The sequence below is a fragment of the Burkholderia sp. PU8-34 genome (assembly GCF_053427725.1).
Map to the genome: position 1 here is coordinate 40,871 of NZ_JBSAXC010000020.1, position 23,863 is coordinate 64,733.

Annotated in this window: 21 protein-coding genes and 1 riboswitch; of the genes, 8 read left to right on the forward strand and 13 right to left on the reverse strand. The window is 66.7% G+C overall.

The window, feature by feature from the left end:
• Positions 1-213: 213 nt before the first annotated feature.
• From ACV22Z_RS31120 to ACV22Z_RS31130, 3 genes are all read left to right on the forward strand, one after another.
• Positions 214-858, forward strand: a complete 645-nt coding sequence (locus tag ACV22Z_RS31120) for an MBL fold metallo-hydrolase (protein WP_448080079.1) — start codon at positions 214-216, stop codon at positions 856-858.
• Positions 855-1,514 (forward strand): exonuclease, encoded by a 660-nt coding sequence (locus ACV22Z_RS31125; RefSeq protein ID WP_448080080.1) that lies wholly within the window; start codon positions 855-857, stop codon positions 1,512-1,514. The genes ACV22Z_RS31120 and ACV22Z_RS31125 overlap by 4 nt, the downstream gene beginning before the upstream one ends.
• 79 nt (positions 1,515-1,593) lie before the next feature.
• Entirely contained in the window at positions 1,594-2,064 is a 471-nt protein-coding gene (locus ACV22Z_RS31130; RefSeq protein ID WP_006477376.1) for an Lrp/AsnC family transcriptional regulator, read from the forward strand.
• Positions 2,065-2,244: 180 nt separating this feature from the next.
• Here the strand turns inward: ACV22Z_RS31130 and ACV22Z_RS31135 are convergent, their stop codons facing one another.
• The 3 genes from ACV22Z_RS31135 to ACV22Z_RS31145 form a co-directional block, all read right to left on the reverse strand.
• Positions 2,245-3,411 carry a cation diffusion facilitator family transporter gene (locus tag ACV22Z_RS31135; RefSeq protein WP_448080081.1) on the reverse strand — a complete coding sequence of 389 codons (1,167 nt, stop codon included), beginning with the start codon at positions 3,409-3,411 and terminating at the stop codon, positions 2,245-2,247.
• A 237-nt stretch (positions 3,412-3,648) separates the two neighbouring features.
• Positions 3,649-3,942, reverse strand: coding sequence for an H-NS histone family protein (locus ACV22Z_RS31140; RefSeq protein ID WP_448080130.1), 294 nt, complete (start codon positions 3,940-3,942; stop codon positions 3,649-3,651).
• Between the two features lie 356 nt (positions 3,943-4,298).
• A complete protein-coding gene (locus ACV22Z_RS31145; protein WP_448080082.1) occupies positions 4,299-4,958 on the reverse strand; it encodes a HugZ family pyridoxamine 5'-phosphate oxidase in 660 nt (219 codons plus the stop codon).
• A gap of 447 nt (positions 4,959-5,405) precedes the next feature.
• Between ACV22Z_RS31145 and ACV22Z_RS31150 the strand changes: the two genes are divergently transcribed.
• Entirely contained in the window at positions 5,406-6,608 is a 1,203-nt protein-coding gene (locus tag ACV22Z_RS31150; protein WP_448080083.1) for an MFS transporter, read from the forward strand.
• 100 nt (positions 6,609-6,708) lie between these two features.
• Here the strand turns inward: ACV22Z_RS31150 and ACV22Z_RS31155 are convergent, their stop codons facing one another.
• Entirely contained in the window at positions 6,709-7,851 is a 1,143-nt protein-coding gene (locus ACV22Z_RS31155) for a branched-chain amino acid ABC transporter substrate-binding protein (RefSeq protein WP_448080084.1), read from the reverse strand.
• A gap of 478 nt (positions 7,852-8,329) precedes the next feature.
• On the reverse strand, positions 8,330-9,409 hold the full coding sequence (locus tag ACV22Z_RS31160) for an NAD(P)H-dependent flavin oxidoreductase (RefSeq protein WP_448080085.1): 1,080 nt from the start codon (positions 9,407-9,409) through the stop codon (positions 8,330-8,332).
• 464 nt (positions 9,410-9,873) lie between these two features.
• Here ACV22Z_RS31160 and ACV22Z_RS31165 point away from each other — a divergent pair, with 464 nt between their 5' ends.
• Together ACV22Z_RS31165 and ACV22Z_RS31170 are read left to right on the forward strand one after the other, a co-directional pair.
• A complete protein-coding gene (locus ACV22Z_RS31165) occupies positions 9,874-10,566 on the forward strand; it encodes a dienelactone hydrolase family protein (RefSeq protein WP_448080086.1) in 693 nt (230 codons plus the stop codon).
• A gap of 84 nt (positions 10,567-10,650) precedes the next feature.
• On the forward strand, positions 10,651-12,123 hold the full coding sequence (locus tag ACV22Z_RS31170) for an amidase (RefSeq protein ID WP_448080087.1): 1,473 nt from the start codon (positions 10,651-10,653) through the stop codon (positions 12,121-12,123).
• A 119-nt stretch (positions 12,124-12,242) separates the two neighbouring features.
• Here ACV22Z_RS31170 and metF read toward each other — a convergent pair whose 3' ends face one another.
• The 3 genes from metF to ahcY all read right to left on the reverse strand — a co-directional run bounded on the left by metF (position 12,243) and on the right by ahcY (position 15,022).
• Positions 12,243-13,073: a methylenetetrahydrofolate reductase [NAD(P)H] gene (gene metF / locus ACV22Z_RS31175; protein WP_448080088.1), complete on the reverse strand. Its 831-nt coding sequence runs from the start codon at positions 13,071-13,073 to the stop codon at positions 12,243-12,245.
• A gap of 19 nt (positions 13,074-13,092) precedes the next feature.
• Positions 13,093-13,446 (reverse strand): phage holin family protein, encoded by a 354-nt coding sequence (locus ACV22Z_RS31180; protein ID WP_448080089.1) that lies wholly within the window; start codon positions 13,444-13,446, stop codon positions 13,093-13,095.
• A 157-nt stretch (positions 13,447-13,603) separates the two neighbouring features.
• Positions 13,604-15,022, reverse strand: coding sequence for an adenosylhomocysteinase (ahcY, locus tag ACV22Z_RS31185; protein ID WP_448080090.1), 1,419 nt, complete (start codon positions 15,020-15,022; stop codon positions 13,604-13,606).
• A 33-nt stretch (positions 15,023-15,055) separates the two neighbouring features.
• Positions 15,056-15,175: riboswitch (S-adenosyl-L-homocysteine riboswitch) on the reverse strand.
• Positions 15,176-15,542: 367 nt separating this feature from the next.
• Between ahcY and ACV22Z_RS31190 the strand changes: the two genes are divergently transcribed.
• Together ACV22Z_RS31190 and ACV22Z_RS31195 are read left to right on the forward strand one after the other, a co-directional pair.
• Positions 15,543-16,553, forward strand: a complete 1,011-nt coding sequence (locus ACV22Z_RS31190; protein WP_448080091.1) for a DUF2515 family protein — start codon at positions 15,543-15,545, stop codon at positions 16,551-16,553.
• Between the two features lie 44 nt (positions 16,554-16,597).
• Positions 16,598-17,179, forward strand: a complete 582-nt coding sequence (locus ACV22Z_RS31195) for a flagellar biosynthesis sigma factor (protein ID WP_448080092.1) — start codon at positions 16,598-16,600, stop codon at positions 17,177-17,179.
• 84 nt (positions 17,180-17,263) lie between these two features.
• On the opposite strand, the gene ACV22Z_RS31200 is transcribed toward ACV22Z_RS31195, so the two are convergent.
• From ACV22Z_RS31200 to flhB, 5 genes are read right to left on the reverse strand one after another with little or no spacing between them, the layout of a single operon-like run.
• Entirely contained in the window at positions 17,264-17,998 is a 735-nt protein-coding gene (locus ACV22Z_RS31200) for an RNA polymerase sigma factor FliA (RefSeq protein WP_448080093.1), read from the reverse strand.
• Positions 17,999-18,020: 22 nt separating this feature from the next.
• On the reverse strand, positions 18,021-18,833 hold the full coding sequence (locus ACV22Z_RS31205) for a MinD/ParA family ATP-binding protein (RefSeq protein WP_448080094.1): 813 nt from the start codon (positions 18,831-18,833) through the stop codon (positions 18,021-18,023).
• Positions 18,826-20,577, reverse strand: a complete 1,752-nt coding sequence (gene flhF / locus ACV22Z_RS31210) for a flagellar biosynthesis protein FlhF (protein WP_448080095.1) — start codon at positions 20,575-20,577, stop codon at positions 18,826-18,828. Before flhF ends, ACV22Z_RS31205 begins: the two co-directional genes overlap by 8 nt.
• The gene (gene flhA / locus ACV22Z_RS31215; RefSeq protein ID WP_448080096.1) at positions 20,574-22,676 is read right to left on the reverse strand and encodes a flagellar biosynthesis protein FlhA; all 2,103 of its coding nucleotides are present in this window, start codon (positions 22,674-22,676) and stop codon (positions 20,574-20,576) included. The genes flhF and flhA overlap by 4 nt, the downstream gene beginning before the upstream one ends.
• Complete coding sequence (flhB, locus tag ACV22Z_RS31220) at positions 22,673-23,863, reverse strand: flagellar biosynthesis protein FlhB (RefSeq protein ID WP_448080097.1); 1,191 nt, start codon at positions 23,861-23,863, stop codon at positions 22,673-22,675. Before flhB ends, flhA begins: the two co-directional genes overlap by 4 nt.

Here is a 23,863-nt window from a genome sequence, read left to right on the forward strand (position 1 = left end):
AAACGCGTGGTTTTCACGCGTGATGGGCGCCATTATACATAAATCAAAACGTCGCCCCCCGAAAGTGGCCCGTCCGTTCCATTGATTCTCGCTATAGCGGTAACAATCGGGATGCTCCGGGATTGCCCGCGCGTGCGGCGGATCGTGCGCCGCACGCACGGCAGGCAGCCCGCCCGCCCGGTACAATCGAGCCTTTTAGCCGCCGGTGCTTCCATGAAAGTCACGCTCATTCCGGTTACGCCGTTCCAGCAGAACTGCTCGCTGCTCGTCTGCGAAAAGACGGGCCGCGCCGCCGTCGTCGATCCGGGCGGCGATCTCGAACGGATCCGGCAGGAAGTCGCGCAGCAGAACGTGCAGATCGACAAGGTGCTGCTCACGCACGGGCACATCGACCACTGTGCGGGCGCGAAGACGCTCGCGACGCACTATGGCGTGCCGATCGAGGGGCCGCAGGAGGAGGAGCGCTTCTGGATCGAGAAGCTGCCGATGCAGAGCGAGCGCTTCGGCTTTCCGGCCGCCGACGCATTCGAGCCCGATCGCTGGCTGAACGACGGCGATACCGTGCAGTTCGGCGACGAAACGCTCGACGTCTATCACTGCCCGGGCCACACGCCCGGCCACGTCGTGTTCTTCAGCCGCGCGCACCGGCTTGCGATCGTCGGCGACGTGCTGTTCGCCGGCTCGATCGGCCGCACCGATTTCCCGCGCGGCAACCATGCCGACCTCGTGCGGTCGATCAAGGAGAAGCTCTGGCCGCTCGGCGACGACGTCACGTTCGTGCCGGGCCACGGCCCGGTGTCGACGTTCGGCGACGAGCGCCGCACGAACCCGTTCGTGTCGGACAAGGTGTTCGGATGAGTCAGACGGCGATTCCGGAAATCTACGTCAGCACCGACGTCGAGGCCGACGGACCGATTCCCGGCCCGCACTCGATGCTGAGCTTCGCGTCGGCCGCTTACACCGAGGACAAGCAGCTGATCGCGACGTTTTCCGCGAACCTCGAGACCTTGCCCGGCGCGCAGCCGCATCCGGTGCAGGACGCGTGGTGGAAGACCCAGCCCGAAGCATGGGCCGCGTGCCGGCGCGACCTGCAGGCGCCGGAGGCTGCGCTCGTCGCGTACGTCGACTGGGTCGAGGCGCTGCCCGGCAAGCCGGTGTTCGTCGCGATGCCGGCCGGCTTCGACTTCACGTTCATGTTCTGGTACATGATGCGCTTCGCCGGCCGCTGCCCGTTCTCGTGGTCGGCGCTCGACATCAAGACGCTCGCGTTCGCGATGACGGGCCTGCCGTACCGCAAGGCGATCAAGCCGCGCTTCCCGAAGCACTGGTTCGACGACCATCCGCATACGCACGTCGCGCTCGACGACGCGATCGAGCAAGGCGCCCTCTTCTGCAACATGCTCGCCGACCTGCGCGTGCAGCAGGCCGCGCTCGCCGCGCAGGCGGCCTCCGGCAGCCTGACGGACGACAACGGCGCGGCGGGACAAAACGCTACGGATCCGCGCGCAAATTAGCGAATCTCGCTCAGCGACGGCGCGTCGGATTGCCTTTCCTTCCTCGCGCCTCTAACATTCTGAGTGTTGTATCTGCCGCATGGAGGCGCAGGTGACGCTCGATTCCTTTTCGCAAAAAATCCTTCGCCTGCTGCAGCTCGACGCGCGCCGCTCGGTCCAGGAAATCTCCGACCAGGTCGGCCTGTCCAGCACGCCGTGCTGGCGCCGGATCAAGGACATGGAACAGTCCGGCGTGATCCAGCGCTACACGGCGCTGCTCGACCGCGAGAAGCTCGGCCTGCACGTCTGCGCGCTCGCGCACGTGCACCTCACGCGCCACAACGAGGGCGGCGTCGAGCAGTTCGAGCGCGAGATCGCGACCTGTCCGGAAGTCACCGAGTGCTACAGCACGACCGGCGAAGCCGATTACATCCTCAAGATCGTCGCGCCCGACATCAAGGCATACGACGTGTTCCTGCACGAACGCATCTTCAAGATCCCGGCCGTGTCGCAGGTGCGCACGAGCGTCGTGCTGCGCGAAATCAAGTTCGACACGCAGCTCCCGCTGTAACGGCCACGCGGGCCGGCTTTGCGCCCGCTACGGATCGACTTCGGGTCGGTTACGGGTCATTGCGGGCCGGCACACGGCCGTCGCTCACGCCAGCCGCGCACCCCGCTACGGACCGACTTCGGGTCGGTTACAGGTCATTGCGGGCCGGCACACGGACGCCGCACTCGCCCGCCGCGCGCGTCACGGACGCGCCGGCACCGCCCGCGTGAAGCTGATGCGGCGCGCGCCGAACTGCCGCGCCAGCTCGTCGACGTCGAGCTGCCTGGCAAGCGCTGCGTCGCCGTCGCTGCCCGCGGCCGGATCGGCGGCAAGCGTCACGTCGATCTCGAGGCCCGTGCTCAGGTAGTGAAGGTTGACTGCGCTCGCGCGTAGGCCCCGCCGCGCGAGTTCCGCCTCGAGCCGCGCCGCGATCTCGTCGCGCGGCGGCAGCGCCAGCGCCGGACGGCGCGCCGCGTCGTTCTCCGGATCGACGTGGATCAGCGCGTCGAGCACGCGCCGGTCCTTCAGCACGCGCGAGCGCGCGGTTTCGGCAATGTAGTGCCCTTCCGAAACGGAAATCATCGGATCGACCAGGATGTGCGCATCGACGAGCGCCGAATCCCCCATCTTGCGCGTGCGCAGATCGTGCACGTCGCGCACGCCGGGCGTCGCTGCGAGCAACGCGCGGATCTCGGCGGTGTCGCTCTCGTCGAGCGCGCGATCCGACAGGTCCTGCAGCGCGTCATAGCCGAACGTCCAGCCCATCCTCGCGACCATGAAGCCGACGATCGCGGCCGCAATCGGGTCGAGCAACCGGAAGCCCGCGAGGCTGCCGATGATGCCGATCGCGACGACGAGCGACGACGCGGCGTCCGACCGCGCATGCCACGCATTCGCGACGAGCATTGCCGAGCGCACGCGCTGCGCTTCGCGCAGCATGTAGCGGAACAGTGCTTCCTTCGACAGCAGCACGGTCACCGCGACAATCAGCGCGGAGAAATGCACGGGCGGGATATCTTCGAGATGCACGAGGCGATCGCCGGCGCGCCACAGCATGCCGACCCCGACCGCGATCAGAATCGCGCCGAGAAACAGCGACGCAACCGTCTCGTAGCGGCTGTGCCCGTAATTGTGATCGGCGTCCGGCAGTGCACCACTATGGCGATTCGCAACCAGCACGACAAAATCCGACACCAAATCGGAAATCGAATGAACGCCGTCGGCAATCAATGCCTGCGAATGCGCTATCACGCCGACAACAATTTGAAAGGTGGCCAGCACGACATTCAGCGCAATACTGACGAGGGTGCTCTTGCGCGCGACCGCGTGCTTATCTGCGCTCTGTGCGTCGCCGGAAAAGGAGGACATGAAATATGAGATATCGAAGTGGATGCCGGATTCTATCAAACCTGGCCCGCACCCCATTCCGATAACCCTAAATTTTCCAGTTAAATCAATCGCTTATGCGAACGGATCGCATTTTCATTCACGGTCGGCCGTGACATCTTCGTGACGACGCACACACATCCGACACACACAATGCAAAAAGGCCGCGGTCCGGCAAACGGACACGCAGCCTTTTGGCCACACAACTTAAACAAACGCTTAAATTGCGAATTGCTCGCGATTCTTGCCGGCGATCCAGCGCGGCGGCTTACCGCGGCCCGACCACGTCGCGCCCGACTCGGGATCGCGGTACTTCGCCGCGACGCCAGCACGCGGACGGCCGACCTTGCCGACTTTCGCGCGGTTCAGACCGAGCTCGGCGAGCGAAAAGCCGTAATCGGCGATTTTTTGCTTCACATCATTGAGCACTTCGGCGTATTCACGCGACTTGGCTTCTTCGATTTGCTTCTCCAGCTTCTCCCGCTGGGCCAGCAGGTCCTTGTAAGAAGACATAGTTTTCCTTTCCAATTGATCGACGGCGCCGGTCTGCCGCCAGCTCACCATTCACGAAATATTTGTGCCTCGGATTTTGAAGGCAGAGATTAGCACAAAAAAGAATTGCCTGAAGCAGCACTCATTGAAAATCCCGAGTTCGAATAGTAATTCGTGCGGGTCAATTTGACCGGTCTCGGCCATATCTCAAATTGTTACGTCCTTACACGCAGATTAGGACATAAGTCGCAATGCATTAAGACTTTCAACATACGCAATTACCCTGCGTCAGAAAAATCAAAGCTTTCATCTGACGACAGGATCGGAAAATTCAGCTTGTATAGCCAAGACGAATGAGCATCCGGCCAGCCGCGACGTCAGGTCACACGCCGTGCGCATTCGATCAGCTGCGCGCGCAATCCGTCCGCATCGGCCTGCGGCGCATCGAATGCCGTTCGCATCCGCAGGCCGTCGCGTCGCCAGTCCGCGCCGTAGCGGTCGACGCCGAGCAGGTCCAGGCCGGCCCGGCGCACGTCGCCGGTGTCGTAGGCCGCCCACAGCGCCTGTTCCTCGTCGAATCCTAGCGGCGCGCGCAAATCGAGCGCGGCGCCGTCGACCCAGCCCATCCGGCCGAATCCGCCGATATAGCGCAGCCGCTCGACGTCGAGCGCCCAGAACGTGAAATCGCCGAGCGCGAGATAACGCTCGGCATCCGGTGCGTAGCGCAGGTAGCGCGCGGCGAGATGCGGATCGGCATCGACGGGCGCGAAGCGGCCGAGCAGCGTCGCGCGCTCGGCGTCGAGCACGTCGCCGTCCGGCGCGTCGACGACGAGGAAGCCGGCGCGCGGATCGGCCGCCAGGTTGCGCGTGTGCTCGGCAAGGCCGCTCACGAGGATTACCGGCCGGTGACGCGCATCCGGCGCGAACGGCACGACCGTCGGATACGGAAAGCCTTGCGGCTCGCGCGCGTGTGTCGCGAGCGTGCCGAGCGCGCAGCGGTGCAGCAGGTGCAGCGGGAGGGCGGGGTCGATGTTCACGAAAACTCCTGCAGTCGAAAGGCGGCGGATCGATGTTACTCGCGGCGAATGGTGCGGCGAATCGTGTGATGTGCCGATGGTAGAACGCGGGACGTAGCGTATCGGGCTTCGAACGCGCGACTCTGAACTCTGAACTCTGAACTCTGAACTCTGAACTCTGAACTCTGAACTCTGAACCCTGAACCCTGAACCCTGAACCCCGAACCCCGAACCCCGAACCCCGAACCCCGAACCCCGAACCCCGAACCCCGAACCCCGAACTCCGAACTCCGAACTCCGAACATCGAGCACCTAGCACCTAGCACCTAGCACCTAGCACCTAGCACCGACCACCGACCACCGACCACCGACCACCGCCGCCAGCAAAATCGTAAGCGGTTCGATAGAATCGGACGAATTCCAGACGGCATCCGATATGCCGGTCATTTTCCTTCTGACGAGCGTTCCGTGTCCGATTCCTCCCCCGACCTCGCCGCGCCGCCCGCCGCGCATCGCGCCCTGCCGCTCCCGGTCCGTCGGCGCGCACGCACCGCCACGATGGCGTTGTTCTTCGTCGCCGGGATGATGTACGCGTCATGGGGCGTGCACGTGCCGACCGTGCGCGACAAGTTCGCGTTGAGCCCCGCGCTCCTGTCCGTCGCGCTGTTCGCGGTCGCCGGCGGCTCGATCTTCGCGATGATGACGGTCGCACGCTGGATCACGCGCGTCGGCTCGCGCACCGCGTGCCTCGCTGGCGGCGTCGCGATGTCGGCGTGCGCGGCGCTGATCCTTGTCGTGCCCGACTACCCGCTCCTGCTCGCGGTGCTCGCGCTGTTCGGCTTCTCGATGGCGACGCTCGACGTCGCGATGAACGCCGAGGCGAGCGCGGTCGAAATCGCGCTCGGCCGGCCGATCATGTCGGCGCTGCACGGGATGTTCAGCGTCGGCGGGATGGCCGGCGCCGCGGCCGGCGGCGCGCTGCTGTCGGCCGGCATGGCGCCCGCCGCGCATCTCGCGCTCGCCGCGGCGGTCAGCGCCGCGGTGCTCGTCGCGTCGTGCCCGGCGGTCCTGCCGCACGTGCCGCATCACGAACACGCGCACGGCGGCGGCAATCGCTGGCGCTCGCCCGCGCTGTGGATGCTCGGCGGCATCGCGCTCGTCGCGCTCGTCGCCGAAGGCGCGATGTACGACTGGGCGACGGTCTACATGCGCGACGTCGTCGCGTCGAGTCCCGCGCTCGCGAGTGCCGCGTACGCGGCGTTCTGTGGCGGGATGGCGGCAGCGCGCTTCGCGGGCGACGCGGTGCGCGCCCGCTTCGGCGCACCGCAGCTCGTGTTCGCAAGCGCATCGCTCGCGTGCGCGGGGATGGCCGGCGCGCTGTTGCTGCCGTATCCGGCCGTCGTGCTGACGGGCTTCACGCTGATGGGACTCGGCCTCGCGAACATGATGCCGGTGCTGTTCGCCGCCGCCGCGCGCGTGAAAGGCATCCACGCGGCTGAAGGCCTTGCGCATGTCGCCGGCCTCGCGTATTTCGGACTGCTGTTCGGTCCGGTCCTGATCGGCGCAGTCGCGCAGGCCGCGAACCTGAAGATCGGGCTCACGGTCGTCGCGCTGTGCGCGGCGCTCGTCGCGGCCGTCGCGCCGAAGGTGCTCGCGCACCTGAAGATCTGACGCACACGCCGCCGCACGTTGGAGCTTCTGCGGCCCCCGAAAAACGAAGCGCGCATGCGTTGCCGCATGCGCGCTTCTGCCCCTGCTGTTGACCGCTCGATTACATCTTCACTTCATCGAGGAACGTCTTCTTGCCGCTCTTGTAGTTGTACAGCGAGATCACGCCGTGCTTCAGGTCGCCCTTCGAATCGAACGTCGTCGTCCCGATCACGCCCGTGTAGTTCGTCGCCGGCATCGCCGCGAGAATCTTCGCCGGATCCGTCGAATTCGAGCGCTTCATCGCGTCGACGACGATGTACACCGCGTCATACGTGAACGGCGCGTAAATCTGGATCGGCTGGCCGAAGCGCTTCTCGTACTTCGCCTTGAACGCGCCGCCGCCCGGCATCTTCTCGAGCGACGCACCTGCTTCCGAGCACACGATGTTGTCGGTCGCGTCGCCGGCCAGATCGGCCAGCTTTTCCGTGCACACGCCATCGCCCGCGAGGATCTTCGCGCGCAGGCCGAGCTGCTTCGCCTGCTTCGCGAACGGGCCGCCCGTCGCGTCCATGCCGCCGTACATGATCGCGTCCGGATTCTCGCCCTTGATCTTGGTCAGAATCGCGCGGAAATCGACCGCCTTGTCGTTCGTCGCATCGTGCGACATCACGTTCAGGCCGAGCGACTTCGCCTTCTTCTCGAACTCGTTCGCGAGACCCTGGCCGTAAGCGGTCGAATCGTCGACCACCGCGACGCTCTTGATGCCCTTCGAATGCGCGTAGTTCGCCAGCGCCGGGCCCTGCTGCGCGTCGGTCGCGACGACGCGGTACGTCGTCTTGAAGCCTTGCTGCGTGTAGGCGGGGTTGGTCGCCGACGGCGAGATCTGCACGATGCCCGCATCGCTGTAGATCTTCGAGGCCGGGATCGACGTGCCCGAGTTCAGGTGGCCGACCACTGCGACGACCTTGTCGTCGACGAGCTTCTGCGCGACCTGCGTCGCCTGCCGCGGGTCGGCGGCGTCGTCCTGCGCATCGAGTTGCAGCGTGATCTTCTGGCCACCGATCGTGAGACCCTTCGCGTTGATCTCCTCGACTGCGAGACGCGCGCCGTTTTCATTGTCCTTGCCGAGGTGTGCAATGCCGCCCGTCAACGGCGCAACGTGGCCGATCTTGACGACTTGATCGGCGAACGCGTTGCTTGCAGCTGCAGCGCACAGCATTGCTGCGGCGGTGATCGGCAACAGCTTTTGCATCTTGATATTCATGTAAGTCTCCAGTTTCGGTCCCAAAAAACGCCATCGCCCGGTGCCCCGCTGCCATCCCTGTGTTTGCAATCACTGGACGATTCGCCGGTTGCATCGTTCATGCACTTGGCCTCAAGCACGTGAAACAGCCGCTTTTAGCCGCCGCCCGCCCGTACTTGCGCGCAAGTGTAGGTGATCAAATTAATTTGTGGGACTTTTTGGGGGTAGTAGTAACACTACCGATGCAAGTACATATCAGACGCCTTTCTGAAATCGCTGTAAAGCCCGCCGGATAAGGGTTTCCGCTAGTTTCTTACGACTTTATGAATCGCCGCTTTAAAACCTTCCCGCGACATTTCGAATAGGTATTCTGTGCGCGGAATCGTTGAATGAAACGCGCGTGACGGCACGCGCGTTTCGCGTCGCTCAAGGGCTGCGTCGTGGGCTGAGTCTTGGGCTGCGTCTTGGGCTGTGTCTTGGGCTGCGTCAAGGGTTTCGATCAGCCCACCGCCGCGCGCCATTCAGCATCGAGCGCGTCGACCAGTTGCGCAGTCGTCAGTACGTGAGCGCGCCGCCGCGCGAGCGGCGCACCCTGCCCTGCCCACAGCGACAGGTAGTCGCCGTCGTTCGCGCGCGCGGCGGCCTGGCGCAGCGGCTGCGTGAGCGCGTTCTGCACCGGATACGGCGCGACATCGGCCATGCGTTCGCCGAGCCGCGCCATCAGCGCGTTGCGCAACCCGCGCGCGTGGCGGCCGGTGATCGCGCGCGTGACCTGCGTCGACGTATCGGCGCTCGCGAGGAGGCGCGCCTTCCAGTCCGGCGCGATCGCGCTTTCCGTGCACGTCAGGAACGCGGTGCCGAGCTGCGCGGCCTGCGCGCCGAGCGCGAGCGCCGCCGCGATCCCGCGGCCGTCCATGATGCCGCCCGCCGCGAGCACGGGCAGGCCTGTCGCGTCGGCGAGCTGCGGCACGAGCGCCATCGTGCCGATCAGCGCGTCTTCCGCCGCACCGATGAACGTGCCGCGATGGCCGCCCGCCTCGGCGCCCTGTGCGGACAATGCGTCGGCACCCGCCGCCTGCCAGGCGAGCCCTTCGGCGACGTGCGTCGCGGTGCCGATCACGTAGGTGCCGGCCGCCTTCAGCCGCGCGACCTCCGCTGCGTCGAGCACGCCGAACGTGAAGCTCGCGACCGGCACGCGCAGCGACACCAACATGTCGAGCTGCGCACGGAAGTCGGGGGTGAAACGGGCGGGCGCGGCGCCGGGAGGCAAGCCGAACGCCGCGTTGAGCGGATCGATCGCCGCGAGTGCGCGCGCAACCGTCGCCGCGTCGGGCGCGGCGTCCGGCAGCACGAACAAATTGACCGCAAACGGCCGGTCGGTGGCCGCGCGGATCTGCGCGACTTCATTGGCGAGACGCTCGGGCGCGAACGCGCCGGCACCGAGGCTGCCGAGCGCGCCGGCATTCGACGCGGCGGCGACCATGGCGGACGTGGTAGCGCCGACCATCGGCGCCTGCACGAGCGGCGCGCGCAGGCCGAAGCGTTCAACGAACGGTGTGGACAGGGAGCGGAATGACATGATGGAGATCCTTCGGTGACGCGCGAAAGCGCTTTGTAAACGGCCGATGCGTTTGACTGTACCGAAGCGCCGCGCCGCCGAAAAATGAATAATCGTGAACGGAACGATCGCTGCGCGAGAAGCGAGAGGCGAGAAGCGAGAGGCGAGAGGCGAGAGGCGAGAGGCGAGAAGCGAGAGCGAGTGGCAAGTGGCAAGTGGCAAGTGGGAAGTGGCAAGCGGCAAGCGGGCAGCGGGTAGCGGGTAGCGGGTAGCGGGTAGCGGGTAGCGGGTAGCGGGTAGCGGGTAGCGGGTAGCGGCAAGCGGCAAGCGGGTAGCCGATAGCGGCAAGCGGCAAGCGGCAAGCGGCAAGCGGCAAGCGGCAAGCGGGCATCCTGCAGTGCGCGGTGAAAGGTGGCACACTAGGCCGCCCCCTTTTTTCACTGCCGAGGCGCGCCCCACGCCGCCTCGCTCGTCAGGAGTTCAACGTGACTGCCCAATGGATCGACATCCCGACCGGTAACGACAGTTTCGGCGGCTACCTCGCGCTGCCCAGGCGCGGCAAGGGCCCGGCCGTCCTCATCATCCAGGAGATCTTCGGCGTGAACGCGCACATCCGCTCGGTCGCGGACCAGTACGCGGCCGACGGCTTCGTCGCGCTCGCGCCGGACGTGTTCTGGCGCACCCAGCCGCGCGTCGAGCTGGCCTACGAAGGTGCGGATCGCGACAAGGGCATCGAGCTGCTGCAGAAGACCGACGTGAAACTCGCGGTCGCGGACCTCGCCGCGGCGGCCGACGTGCTGCGCGCGCGGCCTGAAGTCGGCGGCAAGGTCGCCGCGATCGGCTACTGCTTCGGCGGCCGCCTCGCGTACCTGGCGGCCGCGACCGGCAAGGTCGATGCGGCGGTCGCCTATTACGGCGGCGGCATCCAGAGCGCGCTCGACGTCGCGGGCCAGGTCACGCAGCCGATCCTGTTCCATTACGCGGAGAACGATCACGGCATTCCGTTGACGGCGGTCGACCAGGTCAAGGCCGCGTTCGCCGGCCGCGACAACGCCGCGTTCCACCTGTATCCGGGCGCCGAGCACGGCTTCAACTGCTGGGATCGCGCGTCCTACAACCAGCGCGCGGCGGCGCTCGCGCACGGCCGCACGCTGACCTTCCTCGCCGAGCACCTGTAACGCAGCCGGCGGCGGGCCCGTCCCACGCGCGGGGACCGGGCCCGCCGCTTTCCATCGCCACACGTCACAACGGGGGTGACAGCGGTGCATTCAGACTATCTCGCCCATGACGCGATCGGTCTCGCCGATCTCGTCCGGCAACGCAAGGTGAGCCCGCGCGAACTGCTCGACGCCGCGATCGGGCAGGCCGAAGCGGTCAATCCCGCGATCAACGCGATCGTGCTGCAGGATTACGACGCCGCCCGCGAGCGCGCCGCCGCGACGCACGACCCCGACGGCCCGTTCGCCGGCGTGCCCTATCTTGTCAAGGATCTCGGCGCGGCGGTCGCGGGGCTGCCGCTGTCGATGGGCAGCCGTCACTACCGGTATTTCGCGCCCGACGCCGATTCGCCGCTGATCGCGCGAAGCCGCGCGGCGGGGCTCAACGTGTTCGGCAAGACCAACACGTCCGAGATCGGCCAGATGCCGTACACGGAGCCGGAACTGTTCGGCGCGTGCCGCAACCCGTGGAACCTCGATCACACGCCCGGCGGCTCGAGCGGCGGCGCGGCCGCGGCCGTCGCGGCCGGGATCGTGCCTCTCGCGCATGCGTCCGACGGCGGCGGCTCGATCCGCATCCCGGCGTCGTGCTGCGGGCTGTTCGGGCTGAAGCCGAGCCGCAATCCGGCGCTCGTCGACCTGCCGATGAACGGCGACCTCGTCGTCCAGCATGCGGTGGCGCGCAGCGTGCGCGACAGCGCGCTGCTGCTCGACGTGACGACCGGCCAGACGCTGCCGCCCGGCGCGCCCGGCACGTTCCTCGGCGCGCTCGACACGCCGCCTGATGCGCTGCGGATCGGCATCGTCGCCGATCCGATGCTGGCGCCCGCGCTCGCGGGCGACACGCGCGCGGCGCTCGACGACGCGGCCGCGCTCGTCGCGTCGCTCGGCCACCACGTCGAGCCGGCGACGCTGAACGTCGACTATGCGCGCGCCGGCGAAACCTTCCTGACGCTGTGGGCGACGATCGCCGAGGAAATGGTGCTCGGCGCGCGGCAGCTGACGGGCCGCACGCCGCGGCGCAGCGAATTCGAGGCGGCGACCTGGGCGATGGCCGTCGTCGGCCGGCGGCTCGCGCGCACGCGGCTGCCGGACGTGCTCGAGTGGCAGCGCCAGCTCACCGTACAGGTCACGGGCCTTGCCGCGCGCTACGACGTGATCCTGTGCGCGTCGCTCGCGGGGCCGCCCGTCAAGATCGGCGAGCTGCAGCCGACGCCGTTCGAGCACGCGCAGATGAAGCTGCTCGCGGCGCTGCCGATCAAGCCGCTCTTGAAGGAAATGCTCGCGAAGGCGTCGCAGAAGGCGTTCGCGTGGGCCGGCTGCACCGAGCTGTTCAACCTGACCGGCCAGCCGGCGATGTCGGTGCCGCTTTTCTGGAATGCGCGCGGCCTGCCGATCGGCGTGCAGTTCGCCGCGCGCCACGGCGACGATGCGCTGCTGCTGAAGCTCGCATGGCAGCTCGAACAGGCACGGCCGTGGTTCGACCGCCGCCCGCCGCTGATGCAGGCGCAGGGCTGACGCACGGCGCGGCAGCGGCCTGGCGTACGCGGATAAAGAAAGCCCCGCCGGCACGACACCGGCGGGGCTTTGTCAGACAGAGGCCGCAACATGCTACGCATGCGGCGCACGGGCGTGACTTACACGCCGAGCCGTTCGCAGATCGTCTTCGTCGCGGCCGCGCCGTTCAGCGTATAGAAGTGCAGCCCCGGCACGCCTGCGTCGAGCAGACGCCGGCACAGGCCCGTGACGACGTCCGCGCCGAACGCGCGGATCGCATCGCGGTCGTCGCCGAAGCTCTCGAGCCGGCGCGCGACCCAGCGCGGCACTTCGGCGCCGCACATTTCGGAAAAGCGCATCAGCTGCGAGAAGTTCGTGATCGGCATGATGCCCGGCACGATCGGCACGTCCACGCCGAGCTTGCGCACGTCGTCGACGAAGCGGAAATACGCGTCCGCGTTGAAGAAATACTGCGTGATCGCGGAATTCGCGCCGGCCTTCACCTTGCGCGCGAAATTCTCGAGATCGGCCTTCGGCGAGCGCGATTGCGGATGGTATTCCGGATACGCGGCGACTTCGATGTGGAACCAGTCGCCGTGCTCGGCGCGAATGAAGCTGACGAGCTCGGACGCATAGCGCAGCTCGCCGACCTCGCCCATGCCGGACGGCAGGTCGCCGCGCAGCGCGACGATGTGGCGGATGCCGTGCGAGCGGTACTGGTCGAGGATCGCGCGCAGGCTGTCCTTCGACGAGCCGATGCACGACAGGTGCGGCGCGGCCTCGAGGCCGTCCTTCTGCATGTCGAGCACGGTATCGAGCGTGCCCTGCTGCGTCGAGCCGCCGGCGCCGAACGTCACGGAGACGAATTTCGGCTTCAGCGGCAGCAGTTGCGCGCGGGTCGCACGCAGCTTCTCGACGCCTTCCGCCGTCTTCGGCGGGAAGAATTCAAACGAGAGTTCGATCGGTTTCATGATGGGAGTTTCAACCCGCTCAGCCGATGTTGCGCTGGCCGAAGATCAGGGCGGACAGCAGCCACGACACGATGCTGTACAGGATCGAACCGAAGAACGCGGACCAGAACCCGGATACCTCGAAACCCTTCAGCAACGACGACGCGAACCAGAAGCACAGCGCGTTCACGACGAGGATGAACAGCCCGAGCGTGACGATCGTGACGGGCAGCGTCAGCAGGATCAGCACCGGACGGATCACGGCGTTGATGAGGCCGAGCACGACCGCGACGATCAGCGCGGTGCCGAAGCTCTTGATGTGGATCGACGGCACGAGGTACGTGATGATCAGCAGCGCGAGGGCATTGATGATCCAGGTGAGGATGACGCTCATGTAATGCTCCGGTTCGGTTGATGATCGTGGCGCCCGGTCAGGCCGGGACGCTCATGCCGCGCACTGCTGCCCGGATGACGGAACGGCGGCCGCGCCGTGCTGCACGCGGCCGCCCTGCCTGCACGCCGCCGCCCTGCCGGACGGCGGCATCGCGTCATCAGTAGCGGTAGTGGTTCGGCTTGAACGGGCCTTCCTTCGACACGCCGATGTACGACGCCTGCTCGTCCGACAGCACCGACAGGTTCGCGCCGATGCGCGCGAGGTGCAGGCGCGCGACCTTCTCGTCGAGGTGCTTCGGCAGCACGTACACCTTGTTCTCGTACTCGCCGCCGCGCGTGAACAGCTCGATCTGCGCGAGGGTCTGGTTCGCGAACGAGTTCGACATCACGAACGACGGGTGGCCGGTCGCGCAGCCGAGGTTCACGAGGCGGCCTTCGGCCAGCAGGATCACGCGCTTGCCGTCCGGGAAGATGATGTGGTCGACCTGCGGCTTGATGTTTTCCCACGTGTACTGGCGGGTCGACGCGACGTCGATTTCCGAGTCGAAGTGGCCGATGTTGCAGACGATCGCGTTGTGGCGCATCGCCTTCATGTGATCGTGGTTGATCACGTGGTAGTTGCCGGTCGCCGTCACGAAGATGTCGGCCTTGTCCGCCGCGTATTCCATCGTCACGACGCGGTAGCCTTCCATCGCCGCCTGCAGCGCGCAGATCGGATCGATTTCGGTGACCCACACGGTTGCGCCGAGGCCGCGCAGCGACTGCGCACAGCCCTTGCCCACGTCGCCGTAGCCCGCGACGACTGCGACCTTGCCCGCGATCATCACGTCGGTCGCGCGCTTGATGCCGTCGACGAGCGACTCACGGCAGCCGTACAGGTTGTCGAACTTCGACTTCGTGACCGAATCGTTCACGTTGAACGCCGGGAACGGCAGGCGGCCGTCCTTTTCCATCTGGTACAGGCGGTGCACGCCGGTCGTGGTTTCTTCGGTCACGCCCTTGATGTGCGCGAGGCGCGTCGAGTACCAGTTCGCGTCGATGTCCAGGTGGCGGGCGATCGACTTGAAGAGCGCGACTTCTTCCTCGTTGGTCGGCTTTGCGATCACCGAGCGATCCTTCTCGGCCTTCGAGCCGAGGATCAGCAGCAGCGTTGCGTCGCCGCCGTCGTCGAGGATCATGTTCGCGAATTCGCCGTTCGGCCATTCGAAGATGCGGTGCGAGAACTCCCAGTATTCGTCGAGCGATTCGCCCTTGAATGCGAACACCGGCGTGCCGGCTTCGACGATCGCGGCCGCGGCGTGGTCCTGGGTCGAGAAGATGTTGCACGACGCCCAGCGCACGTCGGCGCCGAGCGCCTTCAGCGTCTCGATCAGCACGCCCGTCTGGATCGTCATGTGCAGCGAACCTGCGATGCGCGCGCCCTTCAGCGGCTGCTGCGCCTTGTATTCGTCGCGGATCTGCACGAGGCCCGGCATTTCGGTCTCGGCGATGTTCAGTTCCTTGCGGCCCCAGCCGGCAAGTGCCATGTCGGCGACGATGTAATCGTTGGAAGCTTTCGAATCGATGATGGCGTTCATCACGCCCTCCTTTCTAAAAAGTTCTAGAAAATGGTGACGTGAGCGCCGTTCAGGAAGCGGCGGCCGGCGCGATGCGCCGCGGCCCTGCCCGCTTGGTGAAGCCTTCCGAGCCTGGCGGACGCATGATCGTCCGTCGCAACGCTCCTCGGAAAACGGGAGGGATTGTAGCAAATCGGCGGGAAGATTTCTTGGTCACGAGCATCTGTTGCTTTGCTGGCCCGCGCCGCCCGCACTGGCGATCGTGGAAATCCGGATCGCTGCCGAGTCCGGAAGCAAACCGATAGTAGTGGCCGCTTGAAACGCCGGATGCGCTGCATCCGGCGTTTCGCATTTGAGGGCGGGATGATGTCATTCGCCCCTGTAGGTCGAGACGGGCTGCTTTGAGCGCGCTTTATGAGATGAGGGCTGCGCGGGATCGGCTAGATTGGCCCGGCAGTAGTCGCGAACTACCGCACAAGCGCGCCTGCCGAAATGGCCGTCGAGGCGGCGCAGTGAAAGACCACAAGAACGAGTGAGAGTTATGCAGAAGTGTAATGATCGACGTTGCCCGATTTGCTACCCGAATTGGCGAGAGGATGAGGCCGCTGCCAGGAAGCGCGCTGAGGACGACCGGCAGGATTGCGTGAACTGCTGGCGTCACTATCAGAATCAGGCTGAAGCAATTGTCTCGGGCGGCGATCCGATATCGATCAATCGCCGAATCAACGCGGCGTATGCGCAACTCTGGCTCGATGATCGCCGGTTCCAGTGGGCGGGGTTGGCCGCGTTTGCGTCGAAGCAGGTTGGGTGCGGTCTGATGAATGCGGCCGACATGATCGGAAAATCGAATCGGCAGCGCAATGTGTATCAGCAGTGGGAACGAACCAGTTCCCCCTTGGAGAGGTTGGCGCCGTATGGGTCGCCAAGAATGCCGGTTCACGATCAAGCGGCCGGAGAAGGCGCGCGCAAGGCCTATGAGATGCTCGCCAAGGGCAACATGTCGCTGTTTCTGGATATCTGGCCGCTGCACATGTTCTACAAGAAATTCGGTCTCCAACGATTTGAGCGTTGCTTGGGCGAACGCGCGCAACTCCGGGGAACGGTTCGGTGGCCGATCGGCGACAGCGTCCCGTTTGCCTCGATGAAAGACGAAATTCGCGGCGGCTTCAGAGCGATAGATGCCGGGGATCTGAATGAAGGCGTCAGGTTGCTGGCTCGACATGAACAGCTCAACATTCTCCAGACCGCCATGTACGACGACCCATATTTTGCGGTATTGATGCGGGCCAATCAGTTTGCGTGGGCTCTGAACATTCCAACGGCATCGTCTCGAGAGATCCAGTTGACGCTTGCCAATCAATGTACGGTCAATGGTGGCAATGCGCGGCAAGAAGTGTTCAGCAAGCAGCCGCTGGCAAACCTGGCCAATGCAGATCAGCGAATGGCATTTGTAATGCGCGCCGCGCGTCGATTCGAGGAGCTATTGAGAGATCCGATTCAACGTGTGCTTGTGGAAAACTCCCTGTTTGTTATTGCGCAGGGAGGCCGTTGATGACGATCCGGAAAACTGGATGGTGCTGGCGGATAGCTGGCTCCATGTTCGCGCTCGCCCTTATATGGGAGGGCTTGGCGGCGATTCGGCCCGTCGATGAGGTTGTGCTGACGATTGGAGAACCGTATGAGCAAGTGCGTCAGCAATCCCGCTCGACATTGCCGATTGCGACGCAGGACAATTCGATCAATCTGTATGTCAAGCGGCCTGCAGCTTTGCGGTTTAGCGACACTCAATATGGATTCGTGACGCCCGCTGCGAAGTTTCTCAGTATCTATGCGGATACGCATGGAAAGGTTTGGTCCGTCACCCTTTCGCCCCAGGTTGAAACACTGCCGCTCGATGCGACGATGGCAATCCTTCTCGATTTGCAGAATCAATTGCGTCGCGGAGGCTGGCATCCGATTCTTGTTGCGAGACATCCGCCGATCGCAGATACGCCCGAGACGAGGGCACGCATGCGATCCAACCTCTCGCCTCAAGCGTTCTGGCTGGCGGGTGACAAATATCAGGTGTCGATCGATGTTCGCCGCTTCATTCACGAAAACCGGCCGGAAGACGAGCGCTACCTGATTACGCTGCAACTGACCGGCCCACCTCTGATGGAAGATTGGCAAGACGAATGAGGCGCGGTATTTGATGCAGACGCTGCGTAGCGGACAAACCCGTTGGGTAGCGCAGAAGCTGCGCACCCCGCGCCGACCGCCCACTCAGTTCTCCGCGCCGACCCACGCCTGCTCGCGCAGCCGCGCGCGCAATCGCGCGACCGCCTGGCTGTGCAGCTGGCACACGCGCGATTCGCTGACCTCGAGCACCGCACCGATTTCGCGCAGATTCAGACCCCGTTCGTAGTACAGCGACATCAGCAGCTTCTCGCGCTCCGGCAGCCGCTCGATCGCTTCGACGAGCGCCTCGCGCAGGTGCTCGTCGAGCAGCGCCGACAGCGGATCGGCGTGGTCGACGCGATAACGGTCGAGGAACGGCTCGTCGTCCGCCGCGCGGTCGAAATCCTCGTAGTAGATGAGCTGGCTGCCGTGCAGGTCCTGCAGCATGCCCTGGTATTCGTCGAGCGGCATGTTCAGGTGCTGCGCGATCTCCGCCTCGCTCGCCGCGCGGCCGAGGTGCTGCTCGACCTGGTGCACCGCCTGCTCGACCTCGCGCGACGTCTTCCTCAGGCTGCGCGGCAGCCAGTCGTTGCTGCGCAGCTCGTCGAGCATCGCGCCGCGGATGCGCTGCGTCGCATAGGTCTCGAACTGCGCGCCCTGGTCTTCCTTGTAGCGGCCGGCCGCGTCCATCAGGCCGATCATCCCGGCCTGGATCAGGTCGTCGAGGTCGACGCTCGCCGGCATCTTCGCGACGAGCTGCAGGCCAAGGCGGCGCACGAGCGGCGCGTATTGCGCGAGCACGTCGGCCTGCGAAATCTTTCCTTGAGCGTTGTACATCATGGCTCTCTCCTTCCTGTGACGCTCACGCGGCGTGTGCCGCCCCCGCCGCGAACGACGGGCTGCCCGCAAGGGTCCGCCGCGCGCCCGGCCTCGGGCGCAGCGGCCAGTACAGCAGGTCGGCGGCAATCTGCCGGTAGTCGCGTGCGGCGGGTGACGTCGGGAACGCGTCGACTGCCGTGCGCACGAGCTCGCGCGCGTGCTCGACGAGCGGATCGGCGCTCACGCAGCCGGCGTCGGCGATCGACACCGCCAGGTAGCGGCGCGCGACGCCCGCGAGGTTGTCGTACGCGATCCGCGCATCGGCATGGCTGCCGACGTGGTTGGTCAGCACGCGGAACTGCGCGATCGCATGCGCGAAATGCAGCCGCTTCATGCACGCGTATGCCTCGGTGATGGCCTGCGCGGCGACCCGCGTGACGATCAGCACGTCATGCGCTTCGCGCGCGAGCGCCGAGAAGCTGCCGTCTGCGCCGAGCTGCGCATCGACGAGCACGATGTCGGCCGGCCCGTCGATGAAATCGCTCAGCTGCGCGTCGCTGTAGCCGGCGCGCGCGAGCCGCGCTGCCGCGCACACGGCGAAGCCGCCGGTGACCCGTGTGCGCGCGCCGTCGCGCAGCCATGCGCCGGCGAGCGTCGCGGCGGCCGAGTGCACGTCGGCGCGCTCGTCAACGACGAGCACGTCCTTGCCGAGCGCCGTGAGCGCGGCGGCGAGGTTCGCGACGGTCGACGTGCAGCCGACGCCCACCGGACCGCCCGTCACCGCGACGATTCTCGACGCACGCCCGGCCAGCAGGCGGCGCAATCCTTCAGCCTGGTCGATCATGCATTTATCCAAAGCGCACCTCGTGCAGCTCGGCGGTGGAACGTGCGGTCAACGCGGAAAGCAGCGTGGGCATGTCCTCGTCTTGCGGCACGAAGGGCGAGCCGTCACGCGGCACACAGAACGCACTCTTCAACAGGAATTTCTTCGTCGCGACGTACAGGTTCTCCGGCACCTTCTGGCCGGTCGACACGTAGTGGACGGGCAGCTTGTAGCGGATCACCGTGTCGAGCACGCCGCCGAGATGGGTCGCCTCGTCGAGCTTCGTGAGCACGCAGCCGGCGAGGTCCGGATGGTCGCCCGCGCTGCGGTACGCCTGCACGACCTCGTTCAGCGTGTCGCCGTGGCTCGTCGCGTTGAGCAGCAGCAGGCGCTGCACCGGCGTGTTCGCGCCGTGCAGCATCGCGATCTGGTCGGACAGCGCGCGATCGCGCTGGCTCATGCCGATCGTGTCGATCAGCACGATGTGCTTGTTGCGAAGCTCGGACAGCGCGAGCTCGAGATCGCCCGCGTCCTTCACCGCGTGTACGGGCACGCCGAGGATCCGGCCGAAGATCCGCAGCTGCTCGTGCCCGCCGATCCGGTAGCTGTCCGTCGTGAGCAGCGCGACCTTGCTCGCGCCGAAGCGCATCACGCAGCGCGCGGCGAGCTTCGCGGTCGTCGTCGTCTTGCCGACGCCGGTCGGCCCCATCAGCGCGAACACGCCGCCGCGCTCCATCAGCGCATCCTCGCTTTCGAGCACCGGCAGGTTCGCCGCGAGCACCGACTGCGCCCACTCGCTCGCCTGCTCGAACGTCTCCGAGCCTTCGCCCTGCGGCAGGTTGTCGACCATCATCCGCACGAGCTGCGCGGAGAAGCCGGCCGCGAACAAGTGTTTCGTCAGCGCGCCGTGCACGGGGCTGCGGCGCTGGCGTTCGTGCCACATCAGGCTGTCGAACTGCTCTTCCATCATGCCGCGCAGCGCGCCGAGCTCGTGCATCACCGTGTCGTTGACGATTCGCTCGATGCGCGCCTTGACCGCATCGGCGACGGCCGCAGCCGCATCGGTCGGGATGCGCGTGCGCTCGGCCGCCTTCGGCGCGGGTGCGTCGGCCGCGCGGCGCGGTGCGCCCGCATCGACCGGAATGCGGCGCGCGGCGTCGCGCACGATGTCGCGCGCCCATTCAGGCGGCGGCACGTCAGCGGCACGTGGCGCGCGGGCGGCGTCGGCCGGCGCGCGGTGGCCGCCTTCGGCTGCCGGCGCGGGCTGGCTGCGTGCCGTAAGCGCCTCGCGCTGCTGCGTCAGGCGCTTCGCATGCTCGACGAGCCACGGCGCGGGTTCGGAAGGGGCGGCGGGCCATCCCGCGGCGGGCGATCCCGGGGCGGGCCATGCCGCGGCAGGTGCCGCTGCGGCAACCGGCTCACCGGCGAAAGCCGAACCGTCCGCCGGTTCATCGTCCGCTTCGGCGCTCGTGCCGAACACCGACGAGAACACGTCCGGCAGCCCGCCGTCGCCCATCGCATACGGATTGGCGGCTGCGCGCGTGCGCGGCGCGAAGCCCGCCAGCGCCGCGCCCGGTTGCGCGGCGACCCGGGCAAGTTCCGGTGCCGCGGCGGGCGGCGCGATCGCAGCCAGCTCGGCGTCGGGGAGCGCGGTGATCTCGACGCTGCCGTCATCGAGCGTGCGGTTCGACAGCACGACGGCGTCGGCGCCGAGCGCCTCGCGTACGAGCCGCAGTGCGTCGCGGCTCGTTGCGCCGGTGAATTTGCGAATGTTCAAGCGGAACCCCCGATGACGTTAACGACCTTGATCGTGCGTGTGTCCGGCACTTCGGCATACGACAGCACTTTCAATTGCGGCAGGCTGCGGCGCAGGAAGCGCGCGAGCATCGCGCGCAGCGCGTGCTGCACCAGCAGCACGGGCGGCAGCCCGAGATTCTGTTGACGCAGCATCGCTTGCTGCGTGCCGGTCAGAAGGTTGTGCGCGAGACCGGGCTCGAGGCCCGGATTCGCGCCGGTGGCGAGCGCCTGCGACAGCACGCGCTCGAGATTCGCGTCGAGCCCCATCACCTGCATGTCGCCCGCGCCCGGATACCACTGCTGCGTGATCGCGCGCCCGAGCGCGAGCCGCACCGCGGCCGTGATGTCGTACGCGTCGGTGAGGCGGCCGGCCTGTTCGGACACGGCCTCGATGATCGTGCGCATGTCGCGGATCGGCACGCCTTCCTCGAGCAGGTTCTGCAGCACCTTCTGCAGCGTCGTCAGCGAGATCGTCTTCGGCACGAGATCCTCGACGAGCGACGGCGCGTCCTTGCCGGTGCGCTCGATCAGCGCCTGCACTTCCTGGCGGCCGAGCAGCTCGGCCGCGTGCTGGACGACGAGATGGTTCAGGTGCGTCGCGACGACCGTGCTCGCGTCGACGACCGTGTAGCCGTACACCTGCGCCTGCTCGCGCAGCGCGACGTCGACCCACACGGCCGGCAGGCCGAACGCCGGATCGTGGGTCGGCGCGCCGGGCAGCGCGGCCGTCACCTGGCCCGGGTTGATCGCGAGCCACTGGCCCGGGTACACCTCGCCGGTGCCGATCTCGACACCCTTCAGCGCGATCCGGTACGCGTTCGGCCGCAGCTCGAGGTTGTCGCGGATGTGGATCACGGGCGGCAGGAAGCCGATTTCCTGCGCGAACTTCTTGCGGATGCTCTTGATTCGCTTGAGCAGCTCGCCGTCGCTGTTCTTGTCGACGAGCGGGATCAGCCGGTAGCCGACTTCGAGGCCGAGCGGGTCGATCAGCTGCACGTCGTCCCAGCTCGCCTCGTGGCTGTCGGCGGGGAGCGCCGCGGGCGGCGCGATGTCGGTGACGTCGCCGGCCGCCTTGCGGGCCGCCGCGCGCTTCGTCTGCGTGCGCGCGAGCCAGATCGCGCCGCCGCCGAGCAGCAGGAACGCGAAGTGCGGCATGCCGGGGATCAGGCCCATCAGCACGATGATCGCGCCGGTGATCGTCAGCACGCGCGGGTTCGTGAACAGCTGGCCGGTGATCTGCGTGCCGATGTCCTCGTCGGTCGCGACGCGCGACACGATCACGCCGGCCGCGGTCGAGATCACGAGCGACGGGATCTGCGCGACCAGGCCGTCGCCGATCGTCAGCAGCGTGTAGTTGGTGCCGGCCGCCGCGAACGTCATGTCGTGCTGGACCATCCCGACGATCAGCCCGCCGATCACGTTGATCGCCATGATGATCAGGCCCGCGATCGCGTCGCCGCGCACGAACTTCGACGCGCCGTCCATCGAGCCGTAGAACTCGGCCTCCTGCGCGACCGACTGGCGGCGCTTCCTCGCCTGCTCCTCGTTGATGAGGCCCGCGTTCAGGTCGGCGTCGATCGCCATCTGCTTGCCGGGCATCGCGTCGAGCGTGAAGCGCGCGGACACTTCGGCGATCCGCCCCGCGCCCTTCGTGATCACCATGAAGTTGATGATCATCAGGATCACGAACACGACGATGCCGACCGCGAAGTTGCCGCCGACGAGGAAGTGGCCGAACGCCTCGATCACCTGGCCGGCCGCGTCGGGGCCGGTGTGGCCTTCGAGCAGCACGACGCGCGTCGACGCGACGTTCAGCGACAGGCGCAGCAGTGTCGAGAACAGCAGCACGCTCGGGAACGCCGCGAAGTCGAGCGGCTTCATCGTGTACATGCTGACGAGCAGCACCATCACCGACAGCGCGATGTTGAACGTGAACAGCAGATCCAGCAGCACCGGCGGCAGCGGCAGGATCATCATCCCCAGGATCATGCAGATGAGGATCGGGCCCGCGAGCGCGCGCAGGTTGGTGCCCGCGAGCAGGTTCGGGCGCTTCGCGAACAGGTTGGCGGGCGTGCTCATGCCGCGCCTCCGAGCACATCCTCGGCTTCGTCGCGCTCGTCGTCGGCCGACACCGACGCGCCCTTGTCGAGTTCGGCCGGCACGTCGAGATCGACCGGCACGGCCGGGAACGCGCCGCCTTCCACGCGGAAGCGCTTGAGCTGGTACACCCACGCGAGCACTTCGGCAACCGCCGCATACAGCGAGCCGGGAATCTCGCGCTCGAGTTCGACGTTGTGATACAGCGCCCGCGCGAGCGGCGGCGCCTCGAGCAGCGGCACGTTGTGCTCGGCGGCCAGCTCGCGGATCCGCGCGGCGACGAGGTTCACGCCCTTCGCGACGACCTTCGGCGCACGCATCGCACCGTCGGTGTACTGCAGCGCGACGGCGAAGTGCGTCGGGTTCGTGACGACCACGTCGGCCTTCGGCACGGCCGCCATCATCCGGCGCCGGGCGATCGCGCGCTGCTGCTGGCGGATCCGCCCCTTCACGTGCGGATCGCCTTCGTTCTCGCGATGTTCGCGCTTCACTTCTTCCTTCGTCATGCGCAGCTTCTTGTTGTACTGCCAGATTTGATACGGCACGTCGAGCGCCGCGACCACCAGCATCCCGGCGACCGTCGTGCCGCAGCACACGGCGACGAGGTGGAGCGCATCGGTGAGCGCCGCGTCGAGCGGCTGGGTCGCGAGGCCGAGCAGCTCGTCCTTCGCGCGCCAGATCGCGACGCCGCCGATCCCGCCGACGACGAGCGTCTTCGCGAGCGACATGCCGAGCTGGATCGGCCCCTGGATCGAGAACATCCGGCCAAGACCCGTCAGCGGGTTCAGCCGGTCGAGTTTCAGTTCGAACGTCTTCGACGAGATCAGCCAGCCGCCGAGCGCCATCGGCGCGAGCAGCGCGGCAAGCCCCGTCAGCGCGAGCAGCGGCGCGAGCGCGGCGAGCCCTTCGAGGCTCGCGCTGCCGGCCGCCGACAGCATCCGGTGCGTGTCGAACGCGGCCGCGCGGTCGAACGAGAACGCGCCGCGCAGCATCGTCTGCAGGTGCATGCCGATCGGCCCCGCGAGCAGCCACGCGCCGTAGAAGCCCGCCGCGAGCAGCGCGAACGAAGCCAGTTCGCGCGAACGCGCGACCTGCCCCTCCTCGCGCGCCTTCTCGCGGCGCCTCGGAGTGGCGGCTTCGGTCTTGTCGAGATCGCTCTCGTCTGCCAC